This window comes from Desulfobacterales bacterium, from assembly GCA_034520365.1.
Taxonomy (GTDB): Bacteria; Desulfobacterota; Desulfobacteria; order Desulfobacterales; family Desulfosalsimonadaceae; genus M55B175.
The window spans coordinates 267,072-289,299 of the sequence record JAXHNP010000007.1 but is presented as its reverse complement, the minus strand read 5'-3'; the positions used below and the strand labels follow the sequence as shown (position 1 = coordinate 289,299).

Annotated in this window: 22 protein-coding genes; 2 read left to right on the top strand and 20 right to left on the bottom strand. The window is 55.4% G+C overall.

Annotated features, from left to right (window positions below; all coding sequences use genetic code 11):
• Positions 1–3: 3 nt before the first annotated feature.
• The 9 genes from U5L07_15545 to U5L07_15505 form a co-directional block, all read right to left on the bottom strand.
• Positions 4–1,797: a long-chain fatty acid--CoA ligase gene (locus tag U5L07_15545; protein MDZ7833163.1), complete on the bottom strand. Its 1,794-nt coding sequence runs from the start codon at positions 1,795–1,797 to the stop codon at positions 4–6.
• A gap of 196 nt (positions 1,798–1,993) precedes the next feature.
• Positions 1,994–2,857 carry an AmmeMemoRadiSam system protein B gene (amrB, locus tag U5L07_15540; protein MDZ7833162.1) on the bottom strand — a complete coding sequence of 288 codons (864 nt, stop codon included), beginning with the start codon at positions 2,855–2,857 and terminating at the stop codon, positions 1,994–1,996.
• A gap of 135 nt (positions 2,858–2,992) precedes the next feature.
• Entirely contained in the window at positions 2,993–4,174 is a 1,182-nt protein-coding gene (locus tag U5L07_15535) for a pyridoxal phosphate-dependent aminotransferase (GenBank protein ID MDZ7833161.1), read from the bottom strand.
• A gap of 18 nt (positions 4,175–4,192) precedes the next feature.
• Complete coding sequence (locus U5L07_15530; GenBank protein MDZ7833160.1) at positions 4,193–4,411, bottom strand: NifU family protein; 219 nt, start codon at positions 4,409–4,411, stop codon at positions 4,193–4,195.
• A 279-nt stretch (positions 4,412–4,690) separates the two neighbouring features.
• Positions 4,691–5,809: a tRNA guanosine(34) transglycosylase Tgt gene (gene tgt / locus U5L07_15525; protein ID MDZ7833159.1), complete on the bottom strand. Its 1,119-nt coding sequence runs from the start codon at positions 5,807–5,809 to the stop codon at positions 4,691–4,693.
• An 8-nt stretch (positions 5,810–5,817) separates the two neighbouring features.
• Positions 5,818–6,879 carry a tRNA preQ1(34) S-adenosylmethionine ribosyltransferase-isomerase QueA gene (gene queA, locus U5L07_15520; protein MDZ7833158.1) on the bottom strand — a complete coding sequence of 354 codons (1,062 nt, stop codon included), beginning with the start codon at positions 6,877–6,879 and terminating at the stop codon, positions 5,818–5,820.
• 5 nt (positions 6,880–6,884) lie between these two features.
• Complete coding sequence (locus U5L07_15515) at positions 6,885–7,070, bottom strand: DUF2065 domain-containing protein (protein MDZ7833157.1); 186 nt, start codon at positions 7,068–7,070, stop codon at positions 6,885–6,887.
• 136 nt (positions 7,071–7,206) lie between these two features.
• Positions 7,207–7,692, bottom strand: a complete 486-nt coding sequence (locus tag U5L07_15510; protein ID MDZ7833156.1) for a four helix bundle protein — start codon at positions 7,690–7,692, stop codon at positions 7,207–7,209.
• Between the two features lie 25 nt (positions 7,693–7,717).
• Positions 7,718–8,221, bottom strand: a complete 504-nt coding sequence (locus tag U5L07_15505; GenBank protein ID MDZ7833155.1) for a four helix bundle protein — start codon at positions 8,219–8,221, stop codon at positions 7,718–7,720.
• A gap of 139 nt (positions 8,222–8,360) precedes the next feature.
• On the opposite strand from U5L07_15505, the gene U5L07_15500 reads away from it, so the two are divergent.
• Positions 8,361–8,729 (top strand): hypothetical protein, encoded by a 369-nt coding sequence (locus U5L07_15500; protein ID MDZ7833154.1) that lies wholly within the window; start codon positions 8,361–8,363, stop codon positions 8,727–8,729.
• A 60-nt stretch (positions 8,730–8,789) separates the two neighbouring features.
• Complete coding sequence (gene gatB / locus U5L07_15495) at positions 8,790–10,220, top strand: Asp-tRNA(Asn)/Glu-tRNA(Gln) amidotransferase subunit GatB (protein ID MDZ7833153.1); 1,431 nt, start codon at positions 8,790–8,792, stop codon at positions 10,218–10,220.
• A gap of 15 nt (positions 10,221–10,235) precedes the next feature.
• Here gatB and mutL read toward each other — a convergent pair whose 3' ends face one another.
• The 11 genes from mutL to U5L07_15440 all read right to left on the bottom strand — a co-directional run bounded on the left by mutL (position 10,236) and on the right by U5L07_15440 (position 22,220).
• Positions 10,236–12,050: a DNA mismatch repair endonuclease MutL gene (gene mutL, locus U5L07_15490; GenBank protein ID MDZ7833152.1), complete on the bottom strand. Its 1,815-nt coding sequence runs from the start codon at positions 12,048–12,050 to the stop codon at positions 10,236–10,238.
• A 92-nt stretch (positions 12,051–12,142) separates the two neighbouring features.
• Positions 12,143–12,322 (bottom strand): hypothetical protein, encoded by a 180-nt coding sequence (locus U5L07_15485; protein MDZ7833151.1) that lies wholly within the window; start codon positions 12,320–12,322, stop codon positions 12,143–12,145.
• A gap of 79 nt (positions 12,323–12,401) precedes the next feature.
• The gene (gatA, locus tag U5L07_15480) at positions 12,402–13,868 is read right to left on the bottom strand and encodes an Asp-tRNA(Asn)/Glu-tRNA(Gln) amidotransferase subunit GatA (protein MDZ7833150.1); all 1,467 of its coding nucleotides are present in this window, start codon (positions 13,866–13,868) and stop codon (positions 12,402–12,404) included.
• A 14-nt stretch (positions 13,869–13,882) separates the two neighbouring features.
• Positions 13,883–14,170, bottom strand: coding sequence for an Asp-tRNA(Asn)/Glu-tRNA(Gln) amidotransferase subunit GatC (gene gatC / locus U5L07_15475; protein ID MDZ7833149.1), 288 nt, complete (start codon positions 14,168–14,170; stop codon positions 13,883–13,885).
• Between the two features lie 12 nt (positions 14,171–14,182).
• A complete protein-coding gene (locus U5L07_15470) occupies positions 14,183–15,028 on the bottom strand; it encodes an SPOR domain-containing protein (protein ID MDZ7833148.1) in 846 nt (281 codons plus the stop codon).
• An 8-nt stretch (positions 15,029–15,036) separates the two neighbouring features.
• Positions 15,037–16,704, bottom strand: a complete 1,668-nt coding sequence (gene argS, locus U5L07_15465; GenBank protein MDZ7833147.1) for an arginine--tRNA ligase — start codon at positions 16,702–16,704, stop codon at positions 15,037–15,039.
• Positions 16,705–16,787: 83 nt separating this feature from the next.
• Positions 16,788–17,474, bottom strand: a complete 687-nt coding sequence (locus U5L07_15460) for a hypothetical protein (protein ID MDZ7833146.1) — start codon at positions 17,472–17,474, stop codon at positions 16,788–16,790.
• Between the two features lie 6 nt (positions 17,475–17,480).
• The gene (locus U5L07_15455; GenBank protein MDZ7833145.1) at positions 17,481–18,065 is read right to left on the bottom strand and encodes a lytic transglycosylase domain-containing protein; all 585 of its coding nucleotides are present in this window, start codon (positions 18,063–18,065) and stop codon (positions 17,481–17,483) included.
• A 114-nt stretch (positions 18,066–18,179) separates the two neighbouring features.
• Positions 18,180–19,100 (bottom strand): EF-P lysine aminoacylase EpmA, encoded by a 921-nt coding sequence (gene epmA / locus U5L07_15450; protein ID MDZ7833144.1) that lies wholly within the window; start codon positions 19,098–19,100, stop codon positions 18,180–18,182.
• 55 nt (positions 19,101–19,155) lie between these two features.
• Complete coding sequence (locus tag U5L07_15445; GenBank protein ID MDZ7833143.1) at positions 19,156–20,472, bottom strand: histone deacetylase; 1,317 nt, start codon at positions 20,470–20,472, stop codon at positions 19,156–19,158.
• 47 nt (positions 20,473–20,519) lie between these two features.
• On the bottom strand, positions 20,520–22,220 hold the full coding sequence (locus U5L07_15440; GenBank protein MDZ7833142.1) for a hydantoinase/oxoprolinase family protein: 1,701 nt from the start codon (positions 22,218–22,220) through the stop codon (positions 20,520–20,522).
• Between the last annotated feature and the right edge of the window lie 8 nt (positions 22,221–22,228).

Here is a 22,228-nt window from a genome sequence, read left to right as displayed (position 1 = left end):
GATTCAGCTATACAATTGTTCAATTTCATCCTGATAGGCGTCCATTGCCACCGCTTTCTTGATCTTCATGGTGGGGGTCATCATTTTGTTTTCCACGGTGAATTCCGGAACGATTTTAAAGCGCTTGATGGTTTCATACGAGGGCAGATCCTTGTTCTTCGCCTGGATTTCGCTTTCAATCAGTTTATAAATCTGCTCATTGTTGATCAGGTCATCAAAGGAGTTATAGGGGATGCCGTTGGCATCCGCATATTCGGTGACATTTTCCTCATCCAGGGTGACCAGGGCGGACAGGAATTTCCGGCGGTCGCCCACCACGCAGAACTGGTTAATGTATTTGGAGGTCGCCATTTTTCCTTCGATGGCCGAGGGGGCAACGTTTTTACCGCCTGCGGTGATGATGAGCTCTTTTTTCCGGCCGGTGATCCGCAGGAAGTTTTCCGAGTCGATTTCCCCGAGATCGCCGGTATGGAGCCAGCCTTCGGGGGATAGCGTTTCCGCGGTTTCATCCGGCATTTTGTAGTATTCCCTCATCACGTTTCTGCCGCGGAAGAGAATCTCCCCGTCATCGGCGATTTTCTGCTCAATTCCAGGGCCCGGGGGGCCGACCCAGCCGATCCGGTAGTTATCCGGGCGATTCACATTGGTAAACGAGGTGTTCTCCGTCATGCCGAGGCCTTCGAGCACCAGCACATCCGCGCCGATGAAAAATTTGGCAATCGCGGGCTCCAGCGGGGCTGCGCCGCTGATGCAGAACCGGAGGCGGCCGCCCAGGGCTTCATGGAGCTTGCTGAACACAAGGGCGGAGGCGATTTTGTGCTTCAATCCCAGCATAAACGGGACCGGCTCGCGGTTTAATTTGCAGTCAGCCATTTTGTCGCCGATGTTTCTGGCCCAGTTGAAAATCTTGAGGGCCACACCGCCTTTGGATTCCGCCCCGCTTAAAACTTTTGAATACACTTTTTCATAGATGCGGGGAACGCTTGGAAACCAGTGGGGCTTGGCCAGTTTTAAATCCTCTGTGATGGTGTCCATACTCCGGCAGTAGTTGGTAGTGGCGCCGATCAGCAGGGTGGCATTGACGAGGGTGCGCGCAAAGATATGGGCCAGGGGTAGAAACAGGAAGGTCTCATCCCCGTCCCGGACATCCGCACTTGCCTCCACGGATTGGGCGGTAAAGGTAACGTTGTCATGGGTGATTACCGCCCCTTTGGGCACGCCCGTGGTGCCTGAGGTGTAGACGATGGTGGCCGTATCCTGGGGGGTGGGCATCTGGATGCGCTGCTGGAGATCCTTTTCCGAGATGTTTTTGGATAGGCCCATGAATTCGTCAAAACTGATGACCCAGTCGTCATTGGCCGGGGCATCGCCGTTGAAGAGAATGACCTTGCGGATATTGGGAATCTCCTCGCGGATTTGCTGGAGTTTGTCCAGCTGCTGCTGATTTTCGGCAAATACCACCACGGCATCCGAATGGTTGATAATATATTTACAGTCTTCCGCCAGGTTGGACTGATAGATGCCGACTGTGGCCGCGCCGATGGTGGCGTTGGCCATATCGCACAAGACCCAGTAGTAGCAGGTATAGCTCAGGATAATGACTTTGTCCCCTTTTTCCACGTCCAGAGCCATGAGGCTTTTGCCCGCCTGTTTGACCTGGTCGTAGAATTCCCCCCATGTAACCGATTCAGAAGACCCTTCGCCGTCCAGAAACCATCGATGCGCGATCACATCGGATTTCGCATCAATCGTTTTTTTGAGCATCTGGTGGACGTTTTGATAGTCTACAAATTGCATTAATGCCTCCCTTTTAAATTTGTATGGTACGTGCCATTATCCGGATGAATTGGAGTTGTGCCGGTTCGCAAGCGAATGAATACCGGCGGTGTTACATGAACCTGACGGGTTGTCCAATGAACAGTGCTTGTCATATTTGAAATATAGTTGGATGTCAAGGAGTTTCAGGTATATCGGGAAGCTTCGGCAAAGTGGGTTAATAAAACAGCACCCCCCCGTATCCGACAAACGTATCCCCCGGGCTGTGCTCATAGCTTGAGCTGTACCCGACGAACCGGGCATTTTGGGCCCCCAGGGATTTAACCGCGGCAATGGCGGCCGCCGCCGCGCCGGGGCAGCAGGCATTGTGGTTGGAAAGTCCCTCTTTGATCACGGTTTCCGGCGCCATGTCGAGCATGGCATCGATGACCTGGCGGTCGTTTTTGTCTTTAACCCAGTTATAGGCCTCGCGGCCCTTGCCGGCCGGCGTAAATCCGAAATTGGGGCCGTAATGCGTGAGGTCCGTGGAGCCGACGATTTTAATGGTTTTGCCGGCCGATTCAGCCATTTTTGCGGCTCTTTCGCCGATCTCCACGGCCGTGGCGGCGGCCGGCGGTCCGATGGGGACAAGCTTTGCCTCGGGAAAAAAGTATTTAATAAACGGGAGTTGGAGTTCAATGGTGTTATCCGGCGTAAACCGATTGGCGGTTTCCGCCTTAAGTGAGAATTGTTCGGCGATGGGGCGCGCCATCGCTTCATCAATGAACAGCTCGCCCAGCGGGGTCTCCCATGCCCCTTCGGCCATGATATAGCCCGACACGTTGGGCGGCAGGTGCATGCCGAACACTATGATGGTATCCGGTTTTCGGGTGTTTTCTTGGGCTTGCAGGCCGGCAATCACGTTGCAGGCGAGACTGCCGGAGAAGACCCAGCCGGCATGCGGGACGATACCGCCCAGATATCCGCCATTCGGCTGAACGTTGAAACGCTCGTCTGTCAGAAATTCCCGAATCAGTTTTTCACATTCAGCCGCGTTGCCCGGATACCAGCTGCCGGCAAAGACTGGCTTGCGAGTATCCATAGCGTCCTCCTTTTTGAGTGTTCAGGTTTCAGCGTTCAGGTTTCAGGCGCCGCCGGAAACCTGAAACTTCTAAAATTATTGTTTCCCGTCAAGGCCCAAAACCTAATACCTAAAACCTAATACCTAAAACCTGAGTTATTGAAATTTCCTGATCGCTTTTTCAAATCCCGGCATGGCATCGGTGATGGTTTGATCCTCCACGCAGAAGGCCAGCCGGATATGGCCGGGGCCGCCGAAGCCGCTGCCCGGCACGGCCAGAATCAGCTCCTCCTGGAGCGCCTGGACGAATTTCACATCATCTTCAATCGGCGAGCGGGGGAACAGGTAGAACGTGCCCGGCGGTTTGACAAAATCATAGCCGCAGTCTTTTAAGCCGTTGCAGAGCAGTTCGCGTTTTTTGGCGTAATGAGAGATATCCACGCTCTCGCCCTGAAGTTCAGCCACCAGGCGCTGCATCAGGGCCGGGGCATTCACAAATCCTAAGATTCGATTGGCAAGGGCCAGGCCGCTGACGAGATCCGTTTTATATTGGGCTGCCGGGTTGATGGCGATAAATCCGATGCGCTCCCCCGGGATCGATAAATCCTTGGAATGGGATGTGGCCACCAGGCTGTCCGGGTAGGCGGCAAAAATGCTCGGCACCCGGATGCCGTCAAAGACGATTTTTCGGTACGGCTCATCGGATAATAGGTAAATGGTCCGGTCCAGTTCCCGGCTTTTTCGGGAAAGGATCTCGCCCAGCTGGCTGATGCTTTCCTCTGAATAGACCTGGCCGGTGGGGTTGTTGGGCGAGTTGATGAGCACGGCTTTGGTTTTATTCGTGATCGCCTTTTCAATGGCATCCAGATCAAGGGTAAAATCCGGGTGGGTCTGGACGGTTTTAAGGCTTCCCCCGTGGTTGTCCGCATAGAATCCGTATTCCACAAAATAGGGCGCCGGGGTAATCACCTCGTCGCCCGGATCCAGGATGGTCTTTAATATCACATTCAGGCCGCCGGCCGCCCCGCAGGTCATCAGGATTTCGTTTTCCGTGATCTCGGCGTTGTGCTCTTTTTTCAGGTATTGGGCCACGGATTGTCTGACAAACGGATAGCCCGGGTTCGGCATATAGGCATGCACGCCGGGTTTTTCCGAGTCGGCAATCTCCTTTAATTTATGCCGAAATGTTTCCGGCGGGGGCAGGTAGGGGTTGCCCAGGCTGAAGTCAAACACGTTGTTCGCCCCGTGAATGGCTTTCAGCCGGGCCCCTTCTTCAAACATTTTTCGTATCCACGACGATTTTTCTAAAAATGTCGCAATGTGCGTGGCAATCGTCATAAGCCTCTCCGCTGCGGTTTAAGCTGGTTCGACGGATTTAACTTCCGGAATTTCCTGTTTGAGTATCCGTTCAATGCCGTTTTTAAGGGTCATCTGGGACATCGGGCAGCCCGCGCAGGCGCCCTGCAGCTTTACCGTGACCACGCCATCCGCGACATCCACCAATTCCACATCACCGCCGTCTGCCTGCAGCGACGGCCTTATTTTCTCCAGTACCTGTTGAACTTGTTCCTTCATAAGTCGCCTCCTTTAAGATAAGCGTTATGGCCTATGCCATTTTATGATTTAAAAATAATAAGCCTTAAGCAATTATGCTATGATGAAATTTAGGTAAATGGCAAAAATTTTTGACGGCTTCGCAAAAAGTCCAATATCTTTGTTGCGCTGCATCCCTCGGAATTTCACGTACGAGTCAGTACGCTGCATTCCTCGGGATTTGCGCGCCGCGATCTTGAACTTTTTTCTTTGCCGTCAGAGAATCGACATTTTACGAGTCCCTCATTTTTGAATATATGTTTAAAAATCGGCCCCCTGTTTCCGGTAAAAATCGGCGGCAAACTTCCCAAACCGGTCCTCAAAAATGGCCGACCGGATGCGTTGCATCAGGTTCAGATAGTAATAGAGGTTATGGATGGTGTTTAAGCGGTAGACCAGAATCTCGCGCGAGCGGTAGAGGTGATGGAGGTAGGCGCGGGAAAAATTTTGGCAGGTATAGCAGCCGCAGGTATCGGCGATGGGCCGGGTGTCGGTCCGAAACCGGGCGTTTGAGATATTGATCGGGCCGTGATCGGTAAAGAGCTGCCCGTTTCGGGCGTTTCGGGTGGGCATGACGCAGTCGAACATATCCGCCCCCATGGCGACCATCCGGACGAGATCCAGCGGTGTGCCCACGCCCATGACATAGCGGGGCTTCTCCGCAGGAAGAAGCGGCAGCGTCATATCCGCCATCTCCATCATCAGGGGCTTGGGTTCCCCGACGCTTAATCCCCCCACGGCATAGCCGGGAAAGTCCATTTGGATAAGCGCTTCCGCCGATTTTTGCCGAAGCGCCGGATACATCCCCCCCTGGACAATGCCGAAAAGCGCATTGTCTGAGCGGCCTTCTTCCCAGGCGGCCCTGCATCGATGCGCCCAGCGGGTGGTGAGATCCAGGGCGTTTTTGGCTTCCGTCTCTGTTGCCGGATATGAAATGCACTGATCCAGGCACATGATAATATCCGCGCCCAGCCGGGTCTGGATGGCCACCGCATCCTCCGGGGTTATTAAATGGGGGGAGCCGTCGATGTGGCTCTGAAAGGAAAACCCGTTTTCCGTGACCCTGGAGATTTTGGCCAGGGAAAATATCTGGAAGCCGCCGCTGTCTGTCAGGACCGGGCCGTGCCAGTTCATAAACCGGTGGAGCCCGTCAAATTCGTCAATGACTTCGCAGCCGGGCCGAAGATAGAGGTGATAGGTGTTTCCGAGAATGATTTGGGCCCCGCAGTCGACTAAATCCTCGGGTGAGACCGCCTTGACGCTGCCGGCGGTGCCCACGGGCATAAAAATCGGGGTGACAACCGTTCCGCGGCGGGTCTGCATGCGGCCGGTTCGGGCCCGGGTCTGGCTGGATTCGGCGGTGATCGTGAATTCAAGCATTAATCTTCTTAAACGTTTTTGTCATCCATCAGCATGGCATCCCCGTAGCTGTAAAACCGGTAGCCGTGCCGCACGGCCGCCTGGTAGGCGGCCAATATGTTTTGCCTGCCGGCAAACGCGGAGACCAGCATCAGCAGGGTGGAGCGGGGCAGATGAAAATTGGTGATCATGGCATCCACGGTTTTAAACCGATAGCCCGGATAAATAAACAGGTCGCAGCTGCCGGTGTGGGGCTTAATCCGGCCGGCCGCATCCGCCGAATATTCCAGGGTCCGTACCGACGTGGTCCCAACGGCCACGACCCGCCGGCCATCGGCCTTGGCCCGGTTGACCGCATCGGCGGTATCTTCGGGGATATGGTAGGTTTCGGAATGCATCTGGTGGTTTCGGATGTCCTGGGCCCGGACCGGCATGAAGGTGCCGCAGCTCACATGGAGCGTAATGGGCATAATTTCAATGCCGTTTTGGCGAAGCTTGTCAAGCAGGGCTTCGGTAAAGTGGAAACCGGCCGTGGGCGCGGCCACTGCCCCCTTTTGTTCGGCATAAACGGTCTGGTAGGTCTGACGGTCGGCATCTGTGCCCGGCCGCCGGATATAAGGCGGCAGCGGCACCTCCCCCTGGCGCTCAAGGATGTCTTCAAATGCGGTTTGGGCCGCAAACTCAAGCAGAAACTTGTTATCCCGAACTTCCCGGACCACGGCGGAAAGCTCCGGGCCGAATTCGAGCTTAGTGCCGGGTTTGGGCGCTTTTGAGGCCCGGATCAGGCATTCGCAGGCAAAGCGGCCGGTTTCGGCCCGGGCGGCCGCCTCCGGATAGTTGACGATCAGAATTTCGACTTTGCCGCCGGAGGCCTTTTGCCCGTAAAGCCTTGCGGGGATGACTTTGGTGTCATTGACCACCAGCAGGTCAGACGGCGACAGCAGGCCGGCAATTTCATCAAACCGGTGATGGGACACCGCGCCGGTCTTCCGGTTCAGATGCAGAAGCCGCGACTGATCCCGCTTTTCCGCCGGCGTCTGGGCGATCAGGTCTTCCGGCAGCTCGTAGGCGTAGTCATCGATTGAATGCATGGCGTTTAAGCATTCCCGATATAGACCAGTAAAAGCCCCAACACCATCAAAACGAATCCGAATTTTCGCAGGGTGGCCTCCGGGAGTTCCAGCACCTTTTCCATCATGGCCTTCATATTCTCCGGGAAACCGAAATACGGCAGCCCTTCAATGATCATAACCATACCGATGACACAAAGGAAAAATTTCATAACGCGACAAGCCTTTTTGGTATTTTGTAAATCGTTAAAGATATATGCAAACATCCGGAAATGTCAAAATGAAATGCAGCCGAAGCACGGCTAATTTGTTCTAACCGCAAAATCCATACCCCCGGTCCTGTTAACGCTAAGGTTGGGATTCGTTTTCCTCGGGATCGAAATCGCTATCGGGATCGAAATCGATGCTGTAGACTTCCTGATCCTTTCGAACTTGGTATCCTCTTCCGCCGAGACGGCTGAGCATCGCGGCCATACGGTCGAGTTCATCCTTGCGGTTCCGGCTTTCCATCTTGTCCAGCGCCTTGCCGACAACCAGCACATCTTGAATCGCCGCACACTCAAGCGCGGAGCCACGAGCGATTTCGAAATAACGCCTTCGGTCGGCTTCCGCGGTCTTGCCATTACCTTCGGCGATATTGAGCGGTATCGACTGGCTGGCCCGAAGCCATTGATCCCGGGCGGGCCGATGGACTCCGTTCAGGCTGTCGGCCTTCTCGTAAACCCATGCAACGTAGCCTATTGAAAGGCGATAGACGTCCAGTTTTTCGCGTCCAAGGTTCATATTTTTTTCGATCCCGATCCCGATAGCGATTTCGATTTGGATACAGAACAAATCCATACCCCCGGTCCTGTTAAAGCTAAGGTTGGGATTCGTTTTCTTCGCTATCGGGATCGAAATCGGGATCGAAATCGCTATCGGGATCGAAATCGATGCTGTAGACTTCCTGATCCTCTCGAACTTGGTATCCTCTTCCGCCGAGACGGCTGAGCATCGCGGCCATACGGTCGAGTTCATCCTTGCGGTTCCGGCTTTCCATCTTGTCCAGCGCCTTGCCGACAACCAGCACATCTTGAATCGCCGCGCACTCAAGCGCGGAGCCACGAGCGATTTCGAAATAACGCCTTCGGTCGGCTTCCGCGGTCTTGCCATTACCTTCGGCGATATTGAGCGGTATCGACTGGCTGGCCCGAAGCCATTGATCCCGGGCGGGCCGATGGACTCCGTTCAGGCTGTCGGCCTTCTCGTAAACCCATGCAACGTAGCCTATTGAAAGGCGATAGACGTCCAGTTTTTCGTGTTCAAGGGTCATATTTTTTTCGATCCCGATCCCGATAGCGATTTCGATTTGGATACAGAACAAATTAGCCGTGGCAGCCGAAGGATCCCCAACATCATACTTGCATCCGGATAAAGATTCTGAAATAATCGCCTCGGTTTAACCCGAACAGGGGCGTATCATAGCGCCTTCCATACCAACCACTGTTAAAAGGAACGACGCCATGGCTGAGACGTATTATTACATGTGGGAATTTGTGACCAGCATAACGATTATCATTCTGGTGGCCGCCTATATCATCCATGACCGGATACGGCTGCGGTTTGAAAAGCTTGAGGAACCGGAGAGACAGCAAAAGATTACCTGGCTCAAAGGCATTACCATGACGATTCTGGGGGTACTCGCGGTCATCGGCGGCAGCAGCTGGGTGGGTTTTATCCTGACCCACAAGATTTATATCAGCGAGGAGCTGGCCGGATTTCATGATAAGGTGCCGGGCATCATCATGGCGCTGATCGGTTTGGTGGTGCTTTTCTACGGCATCAAAAAATACCGGCATCCCGAGCAATACGCTGCCGGCCCGAATCAATAATCTGGAAAAAATTATCGCCCCCGGTATGAGGGGGCTTAGAAAATATCGCAGGAAAAACCCATGGAGTTTGTCCCCACAATCGGACTTGAAGTCCACGCCCAGCTAAAAACCCGGACCAAGATTTTCTGCGCCTGCTCCACCCAATTCGGCGCACCGCCCAACACCCATGTCTGTCCGGTATGCCTCGGCATGCCCGGCGTTTTGCCCGTGTTAAATCAGGGCGTGGTGGAATATGCCATGCGCATGGCGCTTGCGACCAACTGCCGGATTGCGCCGGAAAGCCGGTTTGCCCGGAAAAACTATTTTTATCCGGATCTGCCCAAGGGCTATCAGATATCCCAGTATGAGCTGCCGATCGCCGAACACGGCCATGTCAATATCACCCGGCCGGACGGCAGCAAAAAGCGGATCGGCTTAACCCGCATTCATATGGAGGAAGATGCCGGAAAGCTCATCCATGACCCGGACCGGGCGGTGAGCCGGGTGGATTACAACCGCACCGGGGTGCCGCTCATTGAAATCGTCAGTGACCCCGATATCGAATCCCCGGAGGAGGCGGGCGCCTATCTGCGCCAGCTCCGCGCCATTTTGCGGTATCTGGGCATCAGCGACGGCAATATGGAGGAGGGCAGTTTCCGCTGCGACGCCAATGTGTCGGTACGGCCGAAAGATAGCGAGACGCTGGGTACGCGGTCGGAACTGAAAAACCTCAATTCATTCAAGTTCGTGGAAAAGGCCCTGGCCTATGAGATCAACCGCCAGATCCGGGTCATCTCCGAAAACGGGACGGTGATTCAGGAAACCCGGCTCTGGGATACGGATAAAAACAAGACGGTTCCCATGCGCGGAAAAGAGGAGGCTCACGACTACCGGTATTTTCCGGATCCGGATCTCGTGCCCTTACAAATTGATGATGCCTGGATTGCCCGAATCAAGGCCAACCTGCCGGAGCTTCCGCATCAGCGGAAAGATCGGTTCATGGATCGATTCGATCTGCCGGCCTATGATGCGGATGTGCTGACCGCGTCCAGGGAGCTGGCGGATTATTTTGAAGCCTGCGTCAAAGAAGTGGCCAACCCCAAGCTGGTCTCCAACTGGGTCATGGGAAACCTCCTGGGGCTCTTAAATGCCCAAGGCAGGACCATCGAGGAATCCCCGATTTCGGCCGTTCAGATGGCGGAACTCTTGCAGCTGGTGAATGACGAGGTGATCAGCGGCAAAATCGCTAAAACCGTTTTTGATGAAATGGTGACCTCCGGGAAATCCCCGAAAACCATTGTCGATGAAAAAGGGCTGGTTCAGGTCACCGACGCCTCGGCCATTGAATCCGTGGTTGATGATGTGATTGCCGGATGCCCGGATGAGGTGGCCGCCTATAAGGCGGGGAAGAAAAAGCTTTTGGGCTTTTTTGTGGGCCAGGTGATGAAGCAGACCCAGGGCAAGGCCAACCCCCAGATGGTCAACCAGATCCTGAAGAAAAAACTGGGTTGAGCCAGCGGCCATGGCTTACAACGTCCTTCGAAACCGCTTCTCCAGGGATTCAAGCGGCCACTGGATAAGGGTGGGCCGGCCGTGGGGGCAGTGGTAGGGGTTTTCGCAGCGGTCCAACTGCGCCAATAGGGCCTTGATTTCTTTATCCGATAGGGCTTGGTTGGCGCGGATTGCCCCGTGGCAGGCCATTAGGATGAGGCACTGGTCAATGGTCTCATCCAGGCCCGGGGCATAGCCGGATTCGGTCACGGTTTCCGCAATTTCAGTGATCAGCGGCTGGGCGGATTTCTCGGAGATCATAGCGGGAAGCGATTTCACAATATAGGTGTTTCCGCCGAACGGCTCAATGGCAATCCCCATGGCCGCGAAATCCGGAATCATTTCAGCCACCGCCGCACTCTCCCGGTAATTGAGTTCAATGGTTTCCGGGATTACCAGCGCCTGGCTGGGCGCGGCGCCGGATGCCTGCCGCTGTTTTGCCAAATTTTCATATACAATCCGCTCATGGGCGGCGTGCTGATCAATCACATAGAGCATGGACGCGGATTCGCAGAGAATATAGGTATTATGGAACTGGCCGATGACCGCCATCTGCGAAAATCCCGGCTGCTGCCATAATTCGGACTGCTCGTCTGCCGGTCCGTCGGCCGCCTCCCCCAAGTGCCCGGGCTGAGTTTTAATGCCGGATTGTCTGCGGATTTCCGAGGCGTTTGGTTTGCCGGGCGATTGTTCAGTTGCTGGCGGGGCTTGGTTCTCCGGCGGGCGGTCCGGTGTTGGATCTTTTCCGGAAAATACCGATGCCTCTTCAACCTGCGGCGTTTGGGAAGGTGGCACCTGCCAGCCGGATGGCTGAAGGGTTTCGGCGACCGCGGTCTTGATGGCCTGGTAAAGCTCCCGCTGCCGGGAAAACCGGACCTCGTGTTTGGTGGGATGGACGTTTACATCCACTTCTTCCGGCGGAATGTCAAGAAACAGCACCCCAACCGGAAACCGTCCCTTCATGAGCCGCCCCTTATAGCCGTCTAAAATGGCGTAATAGACGCCCCGGTCCCGGATATAGCGGCCGTTGATATAGATGTAGATTTTCTGAGACGTGCTTCGCGTAATGCCGGGATCGGATATCCAGCCGGTAATCGAAATATGGGATCCCTTGAGCGAAATCGGATACAACCCGGAGCGAAATTCCTTGCCCAGCACGTCAACCACCCGGTCCAGCCCGTTATTCACCGAGGGCCAGTTTTTGACCATCCGGTCATTGTGAAACAGCCGGAACTGGATATCCTTCCAGGCCAGGGCAACGGCGGCGATACCATCGGCGATATGGCCCATCTCGGTGTTTACGGTTTTTAAAAACTTTCGCCGGGCCGGGGTGTTGAAAAACAGCTGTTCGGCTGAAATAAGCGTACCCGGCGGCGCGCCGGTTTCATCCACCTGCTTGACTCTGCCGCCTTCCACATAGATACGGGTGGCGGGGGTTGACTGGTCGTCGTTTGTGATCAGTGTAAATTTGGAGACCGCGGCAATGCTGGGAAGCGCCTCGCCCCGGAAGCCCAGGGTGGAGATCGCATACAGATCCGGGTCCTTGTAAATTTTGCTCGTGGCGTAGCGTTCAATGGCCAAAAGCGCATCATCATGGGTCATGCCCGCCCCGTTATCCGAGACCCGGATCATGGACCGGCCGCCCTGGCCGATTTCCACGGTGATTCGGGAGCTTCCCGCGTCAATCGCGTTTTCCACCAGTTCCTTGACCACCGAGGCGGGCCGCTCCACCACCTCGCCGGCCGCAATTTTGTTGGAAAGAATTTCAGGCAGGATGCGGATTTTGGACATCAGCGCCTTATCCTTCGGATTAGGTTTCAGTGTTCAGGTTTCAGTCTTCAGTCAAACCATACCCATCTAACATCTGACACCTGAAACCCCATTTATGCTTCATTATCCCTGACAAAGCGGTACAGGAATTCCTGATCCTTGGGCGGCAGATCGAACTTGGCGCCGGCCTCTTCGACCAGCCGGGTAAGCGACTTGTCCGGCTCCTCCTGGCGCATCTCGGATATCCATTTGATGGCTTTTCGCAGATCCTCGCCCTCGGGTTGTATGCTCATATGCATCCTTTCATGTATTTGCGACCGTCTTACTTTTACTCTTAATCTTATCCAAAAAAATGGTCCCGTGTCCGTTAATTCAAGGCATCAATCCGGCCTTTTGTTTGTGATAATCGGTTTGCTGCTCAAAAAAGTAGGCGGCATTCAATATGGACGCCTCATCAAAATAATTCCCCATGAGCTGAAGGCCGATGGGAAGCCCCTCTTGTGAGAAGCCGCATGGCACGGAAAGCCCCGGAATGCCCCCCAGATTGGCGGAAAGGGTGAAAACGTCAGACAGATACATCTGCAAAGGGTCATCAATGTTCTCTCCGATTTTGAATGCCGGGGTCGGGGCCACCGGCGCCAGGATCAGGTCGCAGGCGTCAAAGGCGGTGTTGAAATCCTGCTTGATCAGGGTCCGCACCTGGGAGGCTTTTTTGTAATAGGCGTCGTAGTATCCGGCGGACAGGGCATAAGTGCCCAGAAGGATCCGCCGCTTAACTTCGGGCCCGAATCCTTTGGACCGGGTATTGTTATACATCTCTTTCATACCGCTGCTTTCCGGATCGCGAAAGCCGTATTTCACCCCGTCATAGCGGGCCAGGTTGGAGCTTGCCTCGGCCGGGGCGAGGAGATAATAGGCAGCTACCGCATACTCGGTGTGGGGAAGCGTTATTTCGATAAATTCCGCGCCGGCCTCTTTAAATACGGTCATGGCCTTTTCAACAGCCGAAGAAACCTCTTCGGAAACCCCTTCGGCCCCATGATACTCTTTGGGAATCCCGATTTTAAGCCCTTTAATGTCCCCGGTGAGTGCGGCCGCATAATCCGGCACCGGCTGATCCACGGATGTGGAATCCCGGGGGTCGTATCCGGAAATGGCGTTTAAAAGTATCGCCGCATCCGTGACATCCTTGGCCAGCGGCCCGATCTGATCCAGGGAAGAGGCGAATGCCACCAGGCCGAATCGGGATACCCGGCCGTAGGTGGGCTTTATTCCCACCACCCCGCAGTGCGAGGCCGGCTGTCGGATCGATCCGCCGGTATCCGAGCCAAGCGCCCCCAGGCACATGTCGGCCGCCACGCAAGCGGCTGAGCCGCCGCTGGAGCCGCCCGGCACCCGGGAAAGATCCCAGGGGTTTTTGGTGGGTTTTATCCCGGAGTTTTCCGTGGAAGAGCCCATGGCAAACTCATCCATATTGGCTTTGCCCGCCATGACCGCACCGGCGGTGTTTAGTTTCTCAATGACCGTGGCATCATAGGGCGGATAAAAATTTTCCAGCATTTTGGAGGCACAGGTGGTTTTAATGCCCTTTACGCAGATCAGATCTTTGATGGCCAGGGGAATGCCGCAAAGCGGGCCGGCCGTCCCTTGGGCGATCGCCTGATCCGCCGCTTCAGCGGCAGATTTTGCCGCCTCCCCGGTGATCGTGATATAGGCGTCCACCAGCGGTTCGACTGACTCGATCTTTGAAAGAAGGGAATCTGTGAGCTCCGCTGCCGAGATTTCCCTGTTTTTCAAAAGCCGGGCGGCTTCGTGGATGGTCAGTGCATTAAGTTCCATTGGCATCAGCTCCTTTACTCAATCACTTTGGGCACGATAAACTGGCCGTCTTCGGCCTCCGGTGCATTGGCCAGCGCCGCATCCCGCTGCAGATGGCCGGTGGTTTCATCCTTTCGAAAGGCATTGGCCCTCTCCACCGCATGGGCGGTGGGCGTAATGCCGGAGGTGTCCACGGCGCTCAGCTTTTCCACATATTCCAGGATGCCGCCCAATTGTCCGGCAAACGTCTCAACCGCGTCGTCATCCATGGTCAGGCGGGCCAGATCCGCCACGTGCAAAACTTCTTTTCTGGATATTTTCATTGTTGTCTCCTTTTATGGATTCGCGCCGTCTCTTAAAAAGATCATGGCGCTAACCCCGGCCTCAGTTAGGCTTTTTAAATCCTTCCGGGCCTTATCCCTGCTTGGATAGGAACCGATCCGGACCCGATACCAGGTTTTGCCGTTGACATCCGCTCTTCTTACATAGGCTGGATACCCTTTGGCCAGAAATCTGTCCCTGACGGTGGCCGCGCTTTCCGGATCACTCAGGGAAGCGATCTGAATGGCATAGCCGTCCCCGTCGACATTTCGGGAAGCGGCGGTCTGGGCGGAAGCTGTTTTCTGCGGTTTCGATACCGCGGGTTTTTTGACGGAGGCGGTATTTCGCGTTGAATCCGCTTTTGACTCGGTTTTCTCAGGCGGCGGCGGGGGTGATGCCCCGGATTCGGTGTCCGGCATTTTGTCAGCGGTTTTTCCGGAAGCGGTTTCTGATTCCTGGGTTTCTGCCGCAGCCTCCGGTTCCGGTTTCAGGGCCTCGGGGGATACCGGTTCGCCGGAGATTTCTTTTTTGGCATAGCGCGGCGCCACCGTATGGGGATCAGTTTCCGCTGCTTCCGGGATGCCGTCTTTTTTCAGGTTTTCGAGCACATCAAACGGTTTTATCTCCTGGTTGGTTAAAACGCTTTGTTTCAAGTGGGTGAGCTTTTCATCCAGGCGCTCGATATCAAACCGGATGGGCGCCTGATCCCGGCCGACCAAGACCCCTAAGACAAACATCAGGCCGCAGGCGGAAAACGCCAGAAAGATCCAGCCCAGCACATTGCCCCGGTTGATGATAAAAATGGGCCTGGGCGCGGCCCTTTTTCGGGCCGCTTTATTTTGGGGGCTTTTGGTGGCCATATGCCTTTTTACATGGTCTCGGGTGCAGAAACACCCAGCAGGCCGAGGCCGTTTCGGATGATTTTCTGGACAGCCAGCACCAGATAGAGCCGTCCGTCCGCCAGCTGGGGGTCATCAATCAAAACCCGGTGCTTATTATAATAGGCATGGAATGCGGCTGCAAGATCCATGAGGTAGAATGCGATCCGGTGCGGTTCCATCAATTGGGCGGCCGCCTGGATCACCTCCGGGTAGCGCGCCATGTGCTTGATCAGCGAAATCTCCTCGGGTTCGGTGAGCCGAGCCACCGATGCGGCCTCACCGGTGACCGAGGCAATGCCTTTTTCTTCCCGGGCCTTTTTAAAAATACTCGATATCCGGGCGTGGACATACTGCACGTAATAGACCGGATTGTCATTGGTTTTTTGCTTGGCCACTTCAAGATCAAAATCCAGCGGACTCTCATAATGCCGGGTCAGAAAAATAAAGCGCACGGCATCGCTGCCCACCTCGTCAACAACCTCGCGCAGGGTGACAAACTGTCCGGCCCGGGTGGACATGGTGACCGGGGTGCCGGCGCGCAGGAGGTTAACCAACTGGGTCAAAATCACGTGAAACCGGCCCCCGTCTTTTCCGCCCGCTTTAATGGCCGCGGATATCCGGGGGATATAGCCGTGGTGGTCCGCCCCCCAGACATCGATGATCTGGTCAAACCCCCGGTCAAATTTGTCCCGGTGATAGGCGATGTCTGATGCAAAATAGGTGGTCTGCCCGTTCTGCCGCACCACCACCCGGTCCTTTTCATCCCCAAACGCCTCGGTTTTAAACCACAGGGCCCCTTCTTTCTCGTAGATGAGCCCGGCGTCCTGAAACTGCTTGATCGCGGCTTCCACCTTGGCGGTATCATAGAGGCCCTGTTCGCTGAACCAGTGATCAAAGGAGATGCCCAGAAGCGCCAGATCCTCCCGGATGCCCTCCAGAATTTTTTCAGCCGCGTATCGGGCACAGTCGGAAGTGGCCTCTTCTTCAGAGGCGTTTGTCAGCCATTCGCCTTTTCGCTCCATTAGCGTTTTGGCGATTTCGTATATATAGTCGCCCTGATAGCAGTCCTCGGGAAAGGCTATATCGCGGCCGAAAAGCTCCAGGCATCGCAGATATACGGACCGGCCCAGGGTTTGAATCTGTTTGCCGGAGTCATTGATGTAGTATTCCCGGAACACATCATAGCCGCAGAAGGAGAGAATCGCGGCCACGGTATCGCCCACCACCGCGCCCCGGCCATGCCCTACGTGCAAGGGGCCGGTGGGATTGGCGCTTACGAATTCCACCTGGACTTTTTGGCCTTTTCCGATATCACAGGCCCCGTATTGCCCGTTTTGCGCGTGGATCTCATGGAGTACCGGGTGCCAGGCGGTCTTGTGGATAAAAAAGTTGATAAATCCGGGGCCTGCGATTTCGGTTTTATCAATAATGCCCTCGGGGTCTGAGAGGTGGCTCACCAGGGCCTCGGCGATTTTTCGGGGCGCCATTTTCTGGGCGGAGGCATTTAACATGGCAAAATTGGAGGCCAGATCCCCGTGGGCCCCTGCCTTGGGCGCTTCTATCTCAACCGGGGCGAACGCGTCGGAGTTTAAGGCCCCGGATTTATAGGCCGCTTCTGCGGCACTTTTGATCATGGTTTTGAGTTTTGTTTTCATTTTGGCCTTTTGAGCTTATTGTCAAATTTGTTGTTCATAAATTATTTTCCCAGAGTAAGTCAAGAAGGCTTTAAAATAAAGCCTCAGGCGCTTTCGACAATGGCATGGAGGTCATTGACAATTGAGGCGATGTCTCGCTGATGCTCGGGCGGCACCAGCAGCATGGGGATGGCCCGGTTTCTGATCACATGGCAGCCGGCGGCGCTGTCATGTATGGAGGCCCCGGCGGCGGCGGTTTCGGGGTCGGTCGCCATTAATATATCTGAGAGGTTGCCGGTTTTGCCGCTTTGATCCAGATGCTCGATAAACTGGGTGAACACATAATTTACGGTGATCGTATACGCATCAATTTCGGCATATCCGGAATCCCCGCAGTTTCTGCCGGAGAGCAGGCAGCGGCAGCCAAAGGGGCGGACCGAATAGATGGGGCATGCTTTTTTTTCAAGCAGGGGGCAGGCGCCCCAATTCGGATCAATGATTTCCTCCGGCGGTTCCTGGCTGTTGGCGCATAATCCGGCCATCTGGTTGAGCGTTATTTCCGGCTGATACCGGATTTTCTCAAGCTGCGGGGCAAGTCTTTGCCGTATGGCGGCCCATTCGGCATCCGACAGGGCTTTTCGGATATATGCCGCCTCAAGGCTTGTCATGGTGACATTGCAGGTACAGCAGTGGGCGCAGTATTTCTGACAGGCCACCCGAAGCTGCCGGGTATATTCCTCGTAGCGCGCATAGATCCGCTCTAATGCGAGCAATTTTTTTTCTGTTGCCATATCTGATTATTCTGAGTTCTTGTAGCGGTTGTAATATGCCATCACCCGTTTGACATATTTCTGTGTTTCCGGGTAGGGGGGAACCCCGTTGTAGCGCTCCACCGCGGCCGGACCGGCATTATAGGCGGCCAGGGAAAGGGTTAGATCATGGTTGAATTTTTTGATAAGCGATTTCAGATACCGGGTGCCGGCCAGGATGTTGGCCCGCGGATCATAGGGGTCGTGGAGGCGGAAGGCGGCGAGGTTGCCCGGCATGATCTGCATAAGCCCGATGGCGCCGGCCTTGGAGACGGCATTGGGGTTAAAATTGGATTCTGCCTGCACCACGGCTTTTACCAGCGCAAAATCCAGGCCGTGAAGGCTTGCCGCATCCCGGATGTAATGATCGAACGTATCCGTGGATGAATAATAGGCGATTCTGTCTTCAATTTCCGGGCCGGCGTATCGGTAACGCTGCGAGGTGGGCGCGTTGCTGAAATGGCGGACCCCGTTTTCATCCACATAGGTATAAATTTCCGCCCGCACAGAACCGGTAAGCGCTGCGCCCAGAAGAACCGCCATCGCAAGCTGCAGGGTGAGTATTCGCATCATCAATTCAGGCTGCCGTTGGTTTAGGGTGATCTTAAATTCGAATAATTTCCATTAATTATTATAAGATCCGTAAAAAAATCAAGCCTTTTTCGCCAATGCCCGCAAAAATCCCATTCAAAGGGTCTCCGGGGTGAAGGCCACCACCTCATCAATGGATTCGGCGTCGGCAAACAGTATGGTCAGCCGGTCCACCCCCATGGCGCATCCGGCGGCGGCCGGCATTTCCTGCAAAGCCTCTATAAACCGGGCGGGATACGGATAGACCGGAAGGCTGTTTTCGCGGCGGTGTTCTATTTCGGCTTCAAAGCGTTTCCGCTGAAACCGGGAATCGCTCAGTTCGGTGGATCCGTTGCAGATTTCAAGGCCGGCGATATAGAGCTCAAACCGCTGGGCAAGCATCGGGTTGTCCGGTTGGGGCGCGGCCAAAGGTGAGTTCGCCGCCGGATAGTCGCATAAAAAAACCGGCTGTTTAAGCCCCAGCCGGGGCTCAATTTCAATCCCCATGATTTCATCAAAATCATCGTGGTTTAGGGCGGTTTCCATATCCGCCGGCGCGTAGCGGGAAAAAGCCTCGGAAACCGTGAGCCGCTGCCAGGGGCGGGTCAGATCGATGCGGTTTTTCTGATATTCGATTTGAAGGGGAATTTCGAGGGCCTGGCAGATGGTTTCAAACATGGCTTCACAGGTGTGCATGAGATCCTCGTAGTCCTCACCCGCCGCGTACCACTCCAGCATGGAAAATTCCGGCAGATGGCGGCGGCCGCGCTCGGATTGACGGAAGCATTTGCAGATCTGAAAGATTTTTTCAAAGCCCTCAGCCAGAAGCGGCTTCATGCAGATTTCCGGGGATGGCTGAAGGTAGCCGCAGGCAGCACTTGGCGGGTAAATATGCGGCTCCGGCAGCGGGGCCGGAATGCAGACCGGGGTCTCTGCCTCTATGTACTGGTTTTCAATAAAAAAGCGGCGGATGCCGGCCAGTATCCTTGAGCGTATGGAAAGGTTTCGATGCAGGCGGTGCTGCCGGGGAAAAATCATAAAACAGGTTTGGCCGGGTTTCCGGTTCGGGCCATGAGCGGCCGGCTGACCGGGATCATTTCTCTTTTACCTGATAGCTGTCCTCGGTTCTGTCCTGGAGGCAGATCATGTCGTAGTCCGACGGGTTGGCGGATTCATACCACTGGCGGCCCAGGTCCCAACAGTTATTGCAGGCTTTCCGGGGGATATGGATTGCCAGCAGATGGGCGCCCCGGTCGGATGTGGAATCGATTTTCAGGGCGCCGCTGCACTCCGGGCACAGCCTTAAGGTTTCCCGCTGGGTTTCATGGATGCCCTCGGTATCATAGAAAATGTTGCGCCGGCGTTCGGCATATTCCTGATTGCCGCGCATGCTCCGGCCGATGGCCTCCCGCTGGGCCCAGTTGGCTTTGACCGTATCGCAGGTCTGTTTCACGGTCTGGGTGATGCTGTCGGTCTGTTTCAGTTTGTCCGGATCATAGCCCGGTTCGATCACATGGCTGTAATCCATGCCGGCAAGCGCCAGGATAATCCCGATGTTTACATAGGGAAGCGCGCCTTCGATGGAGTAGCCCCCCTCCAGGACCACGATATCGGGTTTGAGCAGGCGGGTTAAATCCGCGTACCCTTTGGCGGTAAACAGCATGTTGGTCAGCGGGTCGGTGAAATGGTTGTCCTGGCCGGCGGAGTTAATAATCAGCTCCGGCTTGAACTCGTCTATCACCGGCAGCACCACCTCGTTTATGGCGTAGAGAAAGCCCTCTTCGCCGGTATACGGGGGAAGCGGAATGTTTAAGGTCGTGCCGGCCGCATTGGGGCCGCCCAATTCCTGGGGGAATCCGGAGCCGGGGTACATGGTCCGTCCGTCCTGGTGCAGCGAAATATACAGGGTGTCCGGGTCATGCCAGTAAATGTCCTGGGTGCCGTCGCCGTGGTGGCAGTCGGTGTCCACCACCGCCACCCGGTCAACACCGTAGGCATGGCGAAGGTATTCGAGCATGATGGCTTCGTTATTGACGTTGCAGAACCCGCGCCCCCCGTGCACCACGCGCATGGCATGGTGGCCGGGCGGCCGAACCAGGGCGAACCCGTTGTTAACCGATTTTTCCATCACCGCCCTGGCAATGGTTTTGGCACCACCCGCGCTGATAAAGTGGGATTCGGTCATCACCTGCCAGACATCCGGATAGGAGAAATGGACCCGCTGCACGTCCTTGATATCCACGACTTCGGATTTGTACTCATGAATGCCGTCAATATCGAAAAGCCCCTCTTCCATCACCTGATCCTGGGTATATAGCAGCCGCTCCTCGCGTTCCGGGTGCGTGGGGCTGATCGCCCAGTCAAACGCCGGGAAAAATACCAGACCGGTTTTATTTAACGCTTTTAGCATGGATGACTCCGATGTGTTTTAATATTGCCATTCCCGAGCTTTCTCCGCTACCGGACGCAGCTGTCGGCGATCTTTTTGGAAATGGTTTTAAAGTCGTGGATCAAGCCGGGTTTGATCTGCTGCTTGACCCTTAAGTTTTTCCCCATCATCCGGAAGCCCCGGACAATATTAAATTCCAGGTCCTCGAGCAGTTCGGTTTCAATATCCTGGGTTTGGGCCCCCAGCTTGACCGCCTTCTGCTTCAACAGGTCCGCGGCCATGCGGTGGGCATCGACGCGGGAAAAATGGAGATCCACGGTTTGGCTGAACGATTCTTCCGGTGCGGTGGCCAGTCCCTTCTGGGTGTCCACAAACAGGGTGATTTCGCAGGTGGTGCGGGACAGGGCCGTGCCGATGGCATTGGCCACCTGGCACTCCGGCACGGTATCCACCGTGTAGCTGCTGATATTTTCGAAATGCTCCGCAAAATAGGCGGCCGGGCCGCCCAGGACCAGAATATGATCCGGGTTGACCTGGTAGCCCTGCAGGGCCTCTTTAACCGTATAGACCGGTTTGCTGTTGATGTCCGCGATCATTTGCCGGGCGCCGGCAAGGATTTCCCGGCAGGTTTTATCAAATATCTCAAAGGCCGCTTCTTCCATGGAGAGGCCAAGCTGGGCGGCAATGGGTTCAATGCCCTGAATCGCCCGGCCGCGGTCGCCGCCCACGGATCGTTCCAGGACAAACAGCGCATCGGTCGGGGTCGGATCGCTGCCGCCGTATCCCATGGCCTTTCCGGTCCGGTCCGGCCCGATTTTAAGCTCCCCGTCAATCACCCGCACGCAGGAATCCCCGCCGATCCCGATGGATTGGGTTTTCAGCGCCCGGATCAGGGTTTTGTATTGGTTAATGTCCACGCCATGGGGGGCAAGCAGCGGCACGCCCTTGATTAAAACCGCCATATCCGTGGACGTGCCCCCGATATCCAGGATCAGGGTTTCTGTATAATCCGGGGCAAAAGCCACCGAACCCATGACGCTGGCCGCCGGGCCGGAGAGAATCGACTGGCCGGGAAAGGCGATTGAGCTTTCAAACCCCATGGTGCCGCCATCCGCCTTTAGAATATGGATGGGCACCTGAATGCCCTTTTGCTTCAAAGAATGGCTGACCGCTTCAAAAAAATTCCGATGTACGGGGTAGATCGAAGCGTTTAAAAATGTGGTGTCGATCCGCCGGGGAAAGCCGAAATTGCCGGAAATCCGGTGGCCCAGAAAAACCCGGTCGAACCGGTCGCCCAGGATTTCGGCGATCTGGCGTTCATGCACGGGGTTTCGGGCGGAAAATTTGCCTACCACCCCCACATGCCGGATGCCCGACCGTTCAAGCTGATCTGCGGCCGCTTTGACCTTATCAGGGTCGATTTTTTCAATCTCCCGGCCGCTGTGGTCAATGCCGCCGGGAACGATGAAATAATTTTCATCGGTTCGAAAGGCTTCCGGATGGATGCCGGGGCCGCTCGTGACGATCATGCCCGCCGGAGAGAGTTTTCCCTGGACGATCGCATTGGTGGTAAGGGTGGTACTCAGCACCGCATGGGTGATTTCGTCGGCGGGGACGTTTTCGGTAATTTTTTCAAGCCCGGTGAGCACGGTATTAAAAAGTGCAGCCGTGTCCGTGGGGACCTTGACCTGCTTTTCAAGCCCGTTTTCCCCGAGGAGGACGACATCCGTGTGGGTGCCGCCAACATCCAGCCCGATAATCATAGGCATTCCTTTCC

What these genes read in the sequence shown, in the direction of transcription:
- tgt (MDZ7833159.1), bottom strand. Translation starts at nt 5,809, where the DNA reads ATGCTTGAATTCACGATCACCGCCGAATCCAGCCAGACCCGGGCCCGA.
- U5L07_15545 (MDZ7833163.1), bottom strand. Translation starts at nt 1,797, where the DNA reads ATGCAATTTGTAGACTATCAAAACGTCCACCAGATGCTCAAAAAAACG.
- U5L07_15440 (MDZ7833142.1), bottom strand. Translation starts at nt 22,220, where the DNA reads ATGCCTATGATTATCGGGCTGGATGTTGGCGGCACCCACACGGATGTC.
- gatA (MDZ7833150.1), bottom strand. Translation starts at nt 13,868, where the DNA reads ATGGAACTTAATGCACTGACCATCCACGAAGCCGCCCGGCTTTTGAAA.
- U5L07_15535 (MDZ7833161.1), bottom strand. Translation starts at nt 4,174, where the DNA reads ATGACGATTGCCACGCACATTGCGACATTTTTAGAAAAATCGTCGTGG.
- gatB (MDZ7833153.1), top strand. Translation starts at nt 8,790, where the DNA reads ATGGAGTTTGTCCCCACAATCGGACTTGAAGTCCACGCCCAGCTAAAA.
- U5L07_15455 (MDZ7833145.1), bottom strand. Translation starts at nt 18,065, where the DNA reads ATGATGCGAATACTCACCCTGCAGCTTGCGATGGCGGTTCTTCTGGGC.
- U5L07_15485 (MDZ7833151.1), bottom strand. Translation starts at nt 12,322, where the DNA reads ATGAGCATACAACCCGAGGGCGAGGATCTGCGAAAAGCCATCAAATGG.
- U5L07_15530 (MDZ7833160.1), bottom strand. Translation starts at nt 4,411, where the DNA reads ATGAAGGAACAAGTTCAACAGGTACTGGAGAAAATAAGGCCGTCGCTG.
- U5L07_15460 (MDZ7833146.1), bottom strand. Translation starts at nt 17,474, where the DNA reads ATGGCAACAGAAAAAAAATTGCTCGCATTAGAGCGGATCTATGCGCGC.
- mutL (MDZ7833152.1), bottom strand. Translation starts at nt 12,050, where the DNA reads ATGTCCAAAATCCGCATCCTGCCTGAAATTCTTTCCAACAAAATTGCG.
- U5L07_15470 (MDZ7833148.1), bottom strand. Translation starts at nt 15,028, where the DNA reads ATGGCCACCAAAAGCCCCCAAAATAAAGCGGCCCGAAAAAGGGCCGCG.
- U5L07_15445 (MDZ7833143.1), bottom strand. Translation starts at nt 20,472, where the DNA reads ATGCTAAAAGCGTTAAATAAAACCGGTCTGGTATTTTTCCCGGCGTTT.
- epmA (MDZ7833144.1), bottom strand. Translation starts at nt 19,100, where the DNA reads ATGATTTTTCCCCGGCAGCACCGCCTGCATCGAAACCTTTCCATACGC.
- gatC (MDZ7833149.1), bottom strand. Translation starts at nt 14,170, where the DNA reads ATGAAAATATCCAGAAAAGAAGTTTTGCACGTGGCGGATCTGGCCCGC.
- argS (MDZ7833147.1), bottom strand. Translation starts at nt 16,704, where the DNA reads ATGAAAACAAAACTCAAAACCATGATCAAAAGTGCCGCAGAAGCGGCC.
- U5L07_15500 (MDZ7833154.1), top strand. Translation starts at nt 8,361, where the DNA reads ATGGCTGAGACGTATTATTACATGTGGGAATTTGTGACCAGCATAACG.
- amrB (MDZ7833162.1), bottom strand. Translation starts at nt 2,857, where the DNA reads ATGGATACTCGCAAGCCAGTCTTTGCCGGCAGCTGGTATCCGGGCAAC.
- queA (MDZ7833158.1), bottom strand. Translation starts at nt 6,879, where the DNA reads ATGCATTCAATCGATGACTACGCCTACGAGCTGCCGGAAGACCTGATC.
- U5L07_15515 (MDZ7833157.1), bottom strand. Translation starts at nt 7,070, where the DNA reads ATGAAATTTTTCCTTTGTGTCATCGGTATGGTTATGATCATTGAAGGG.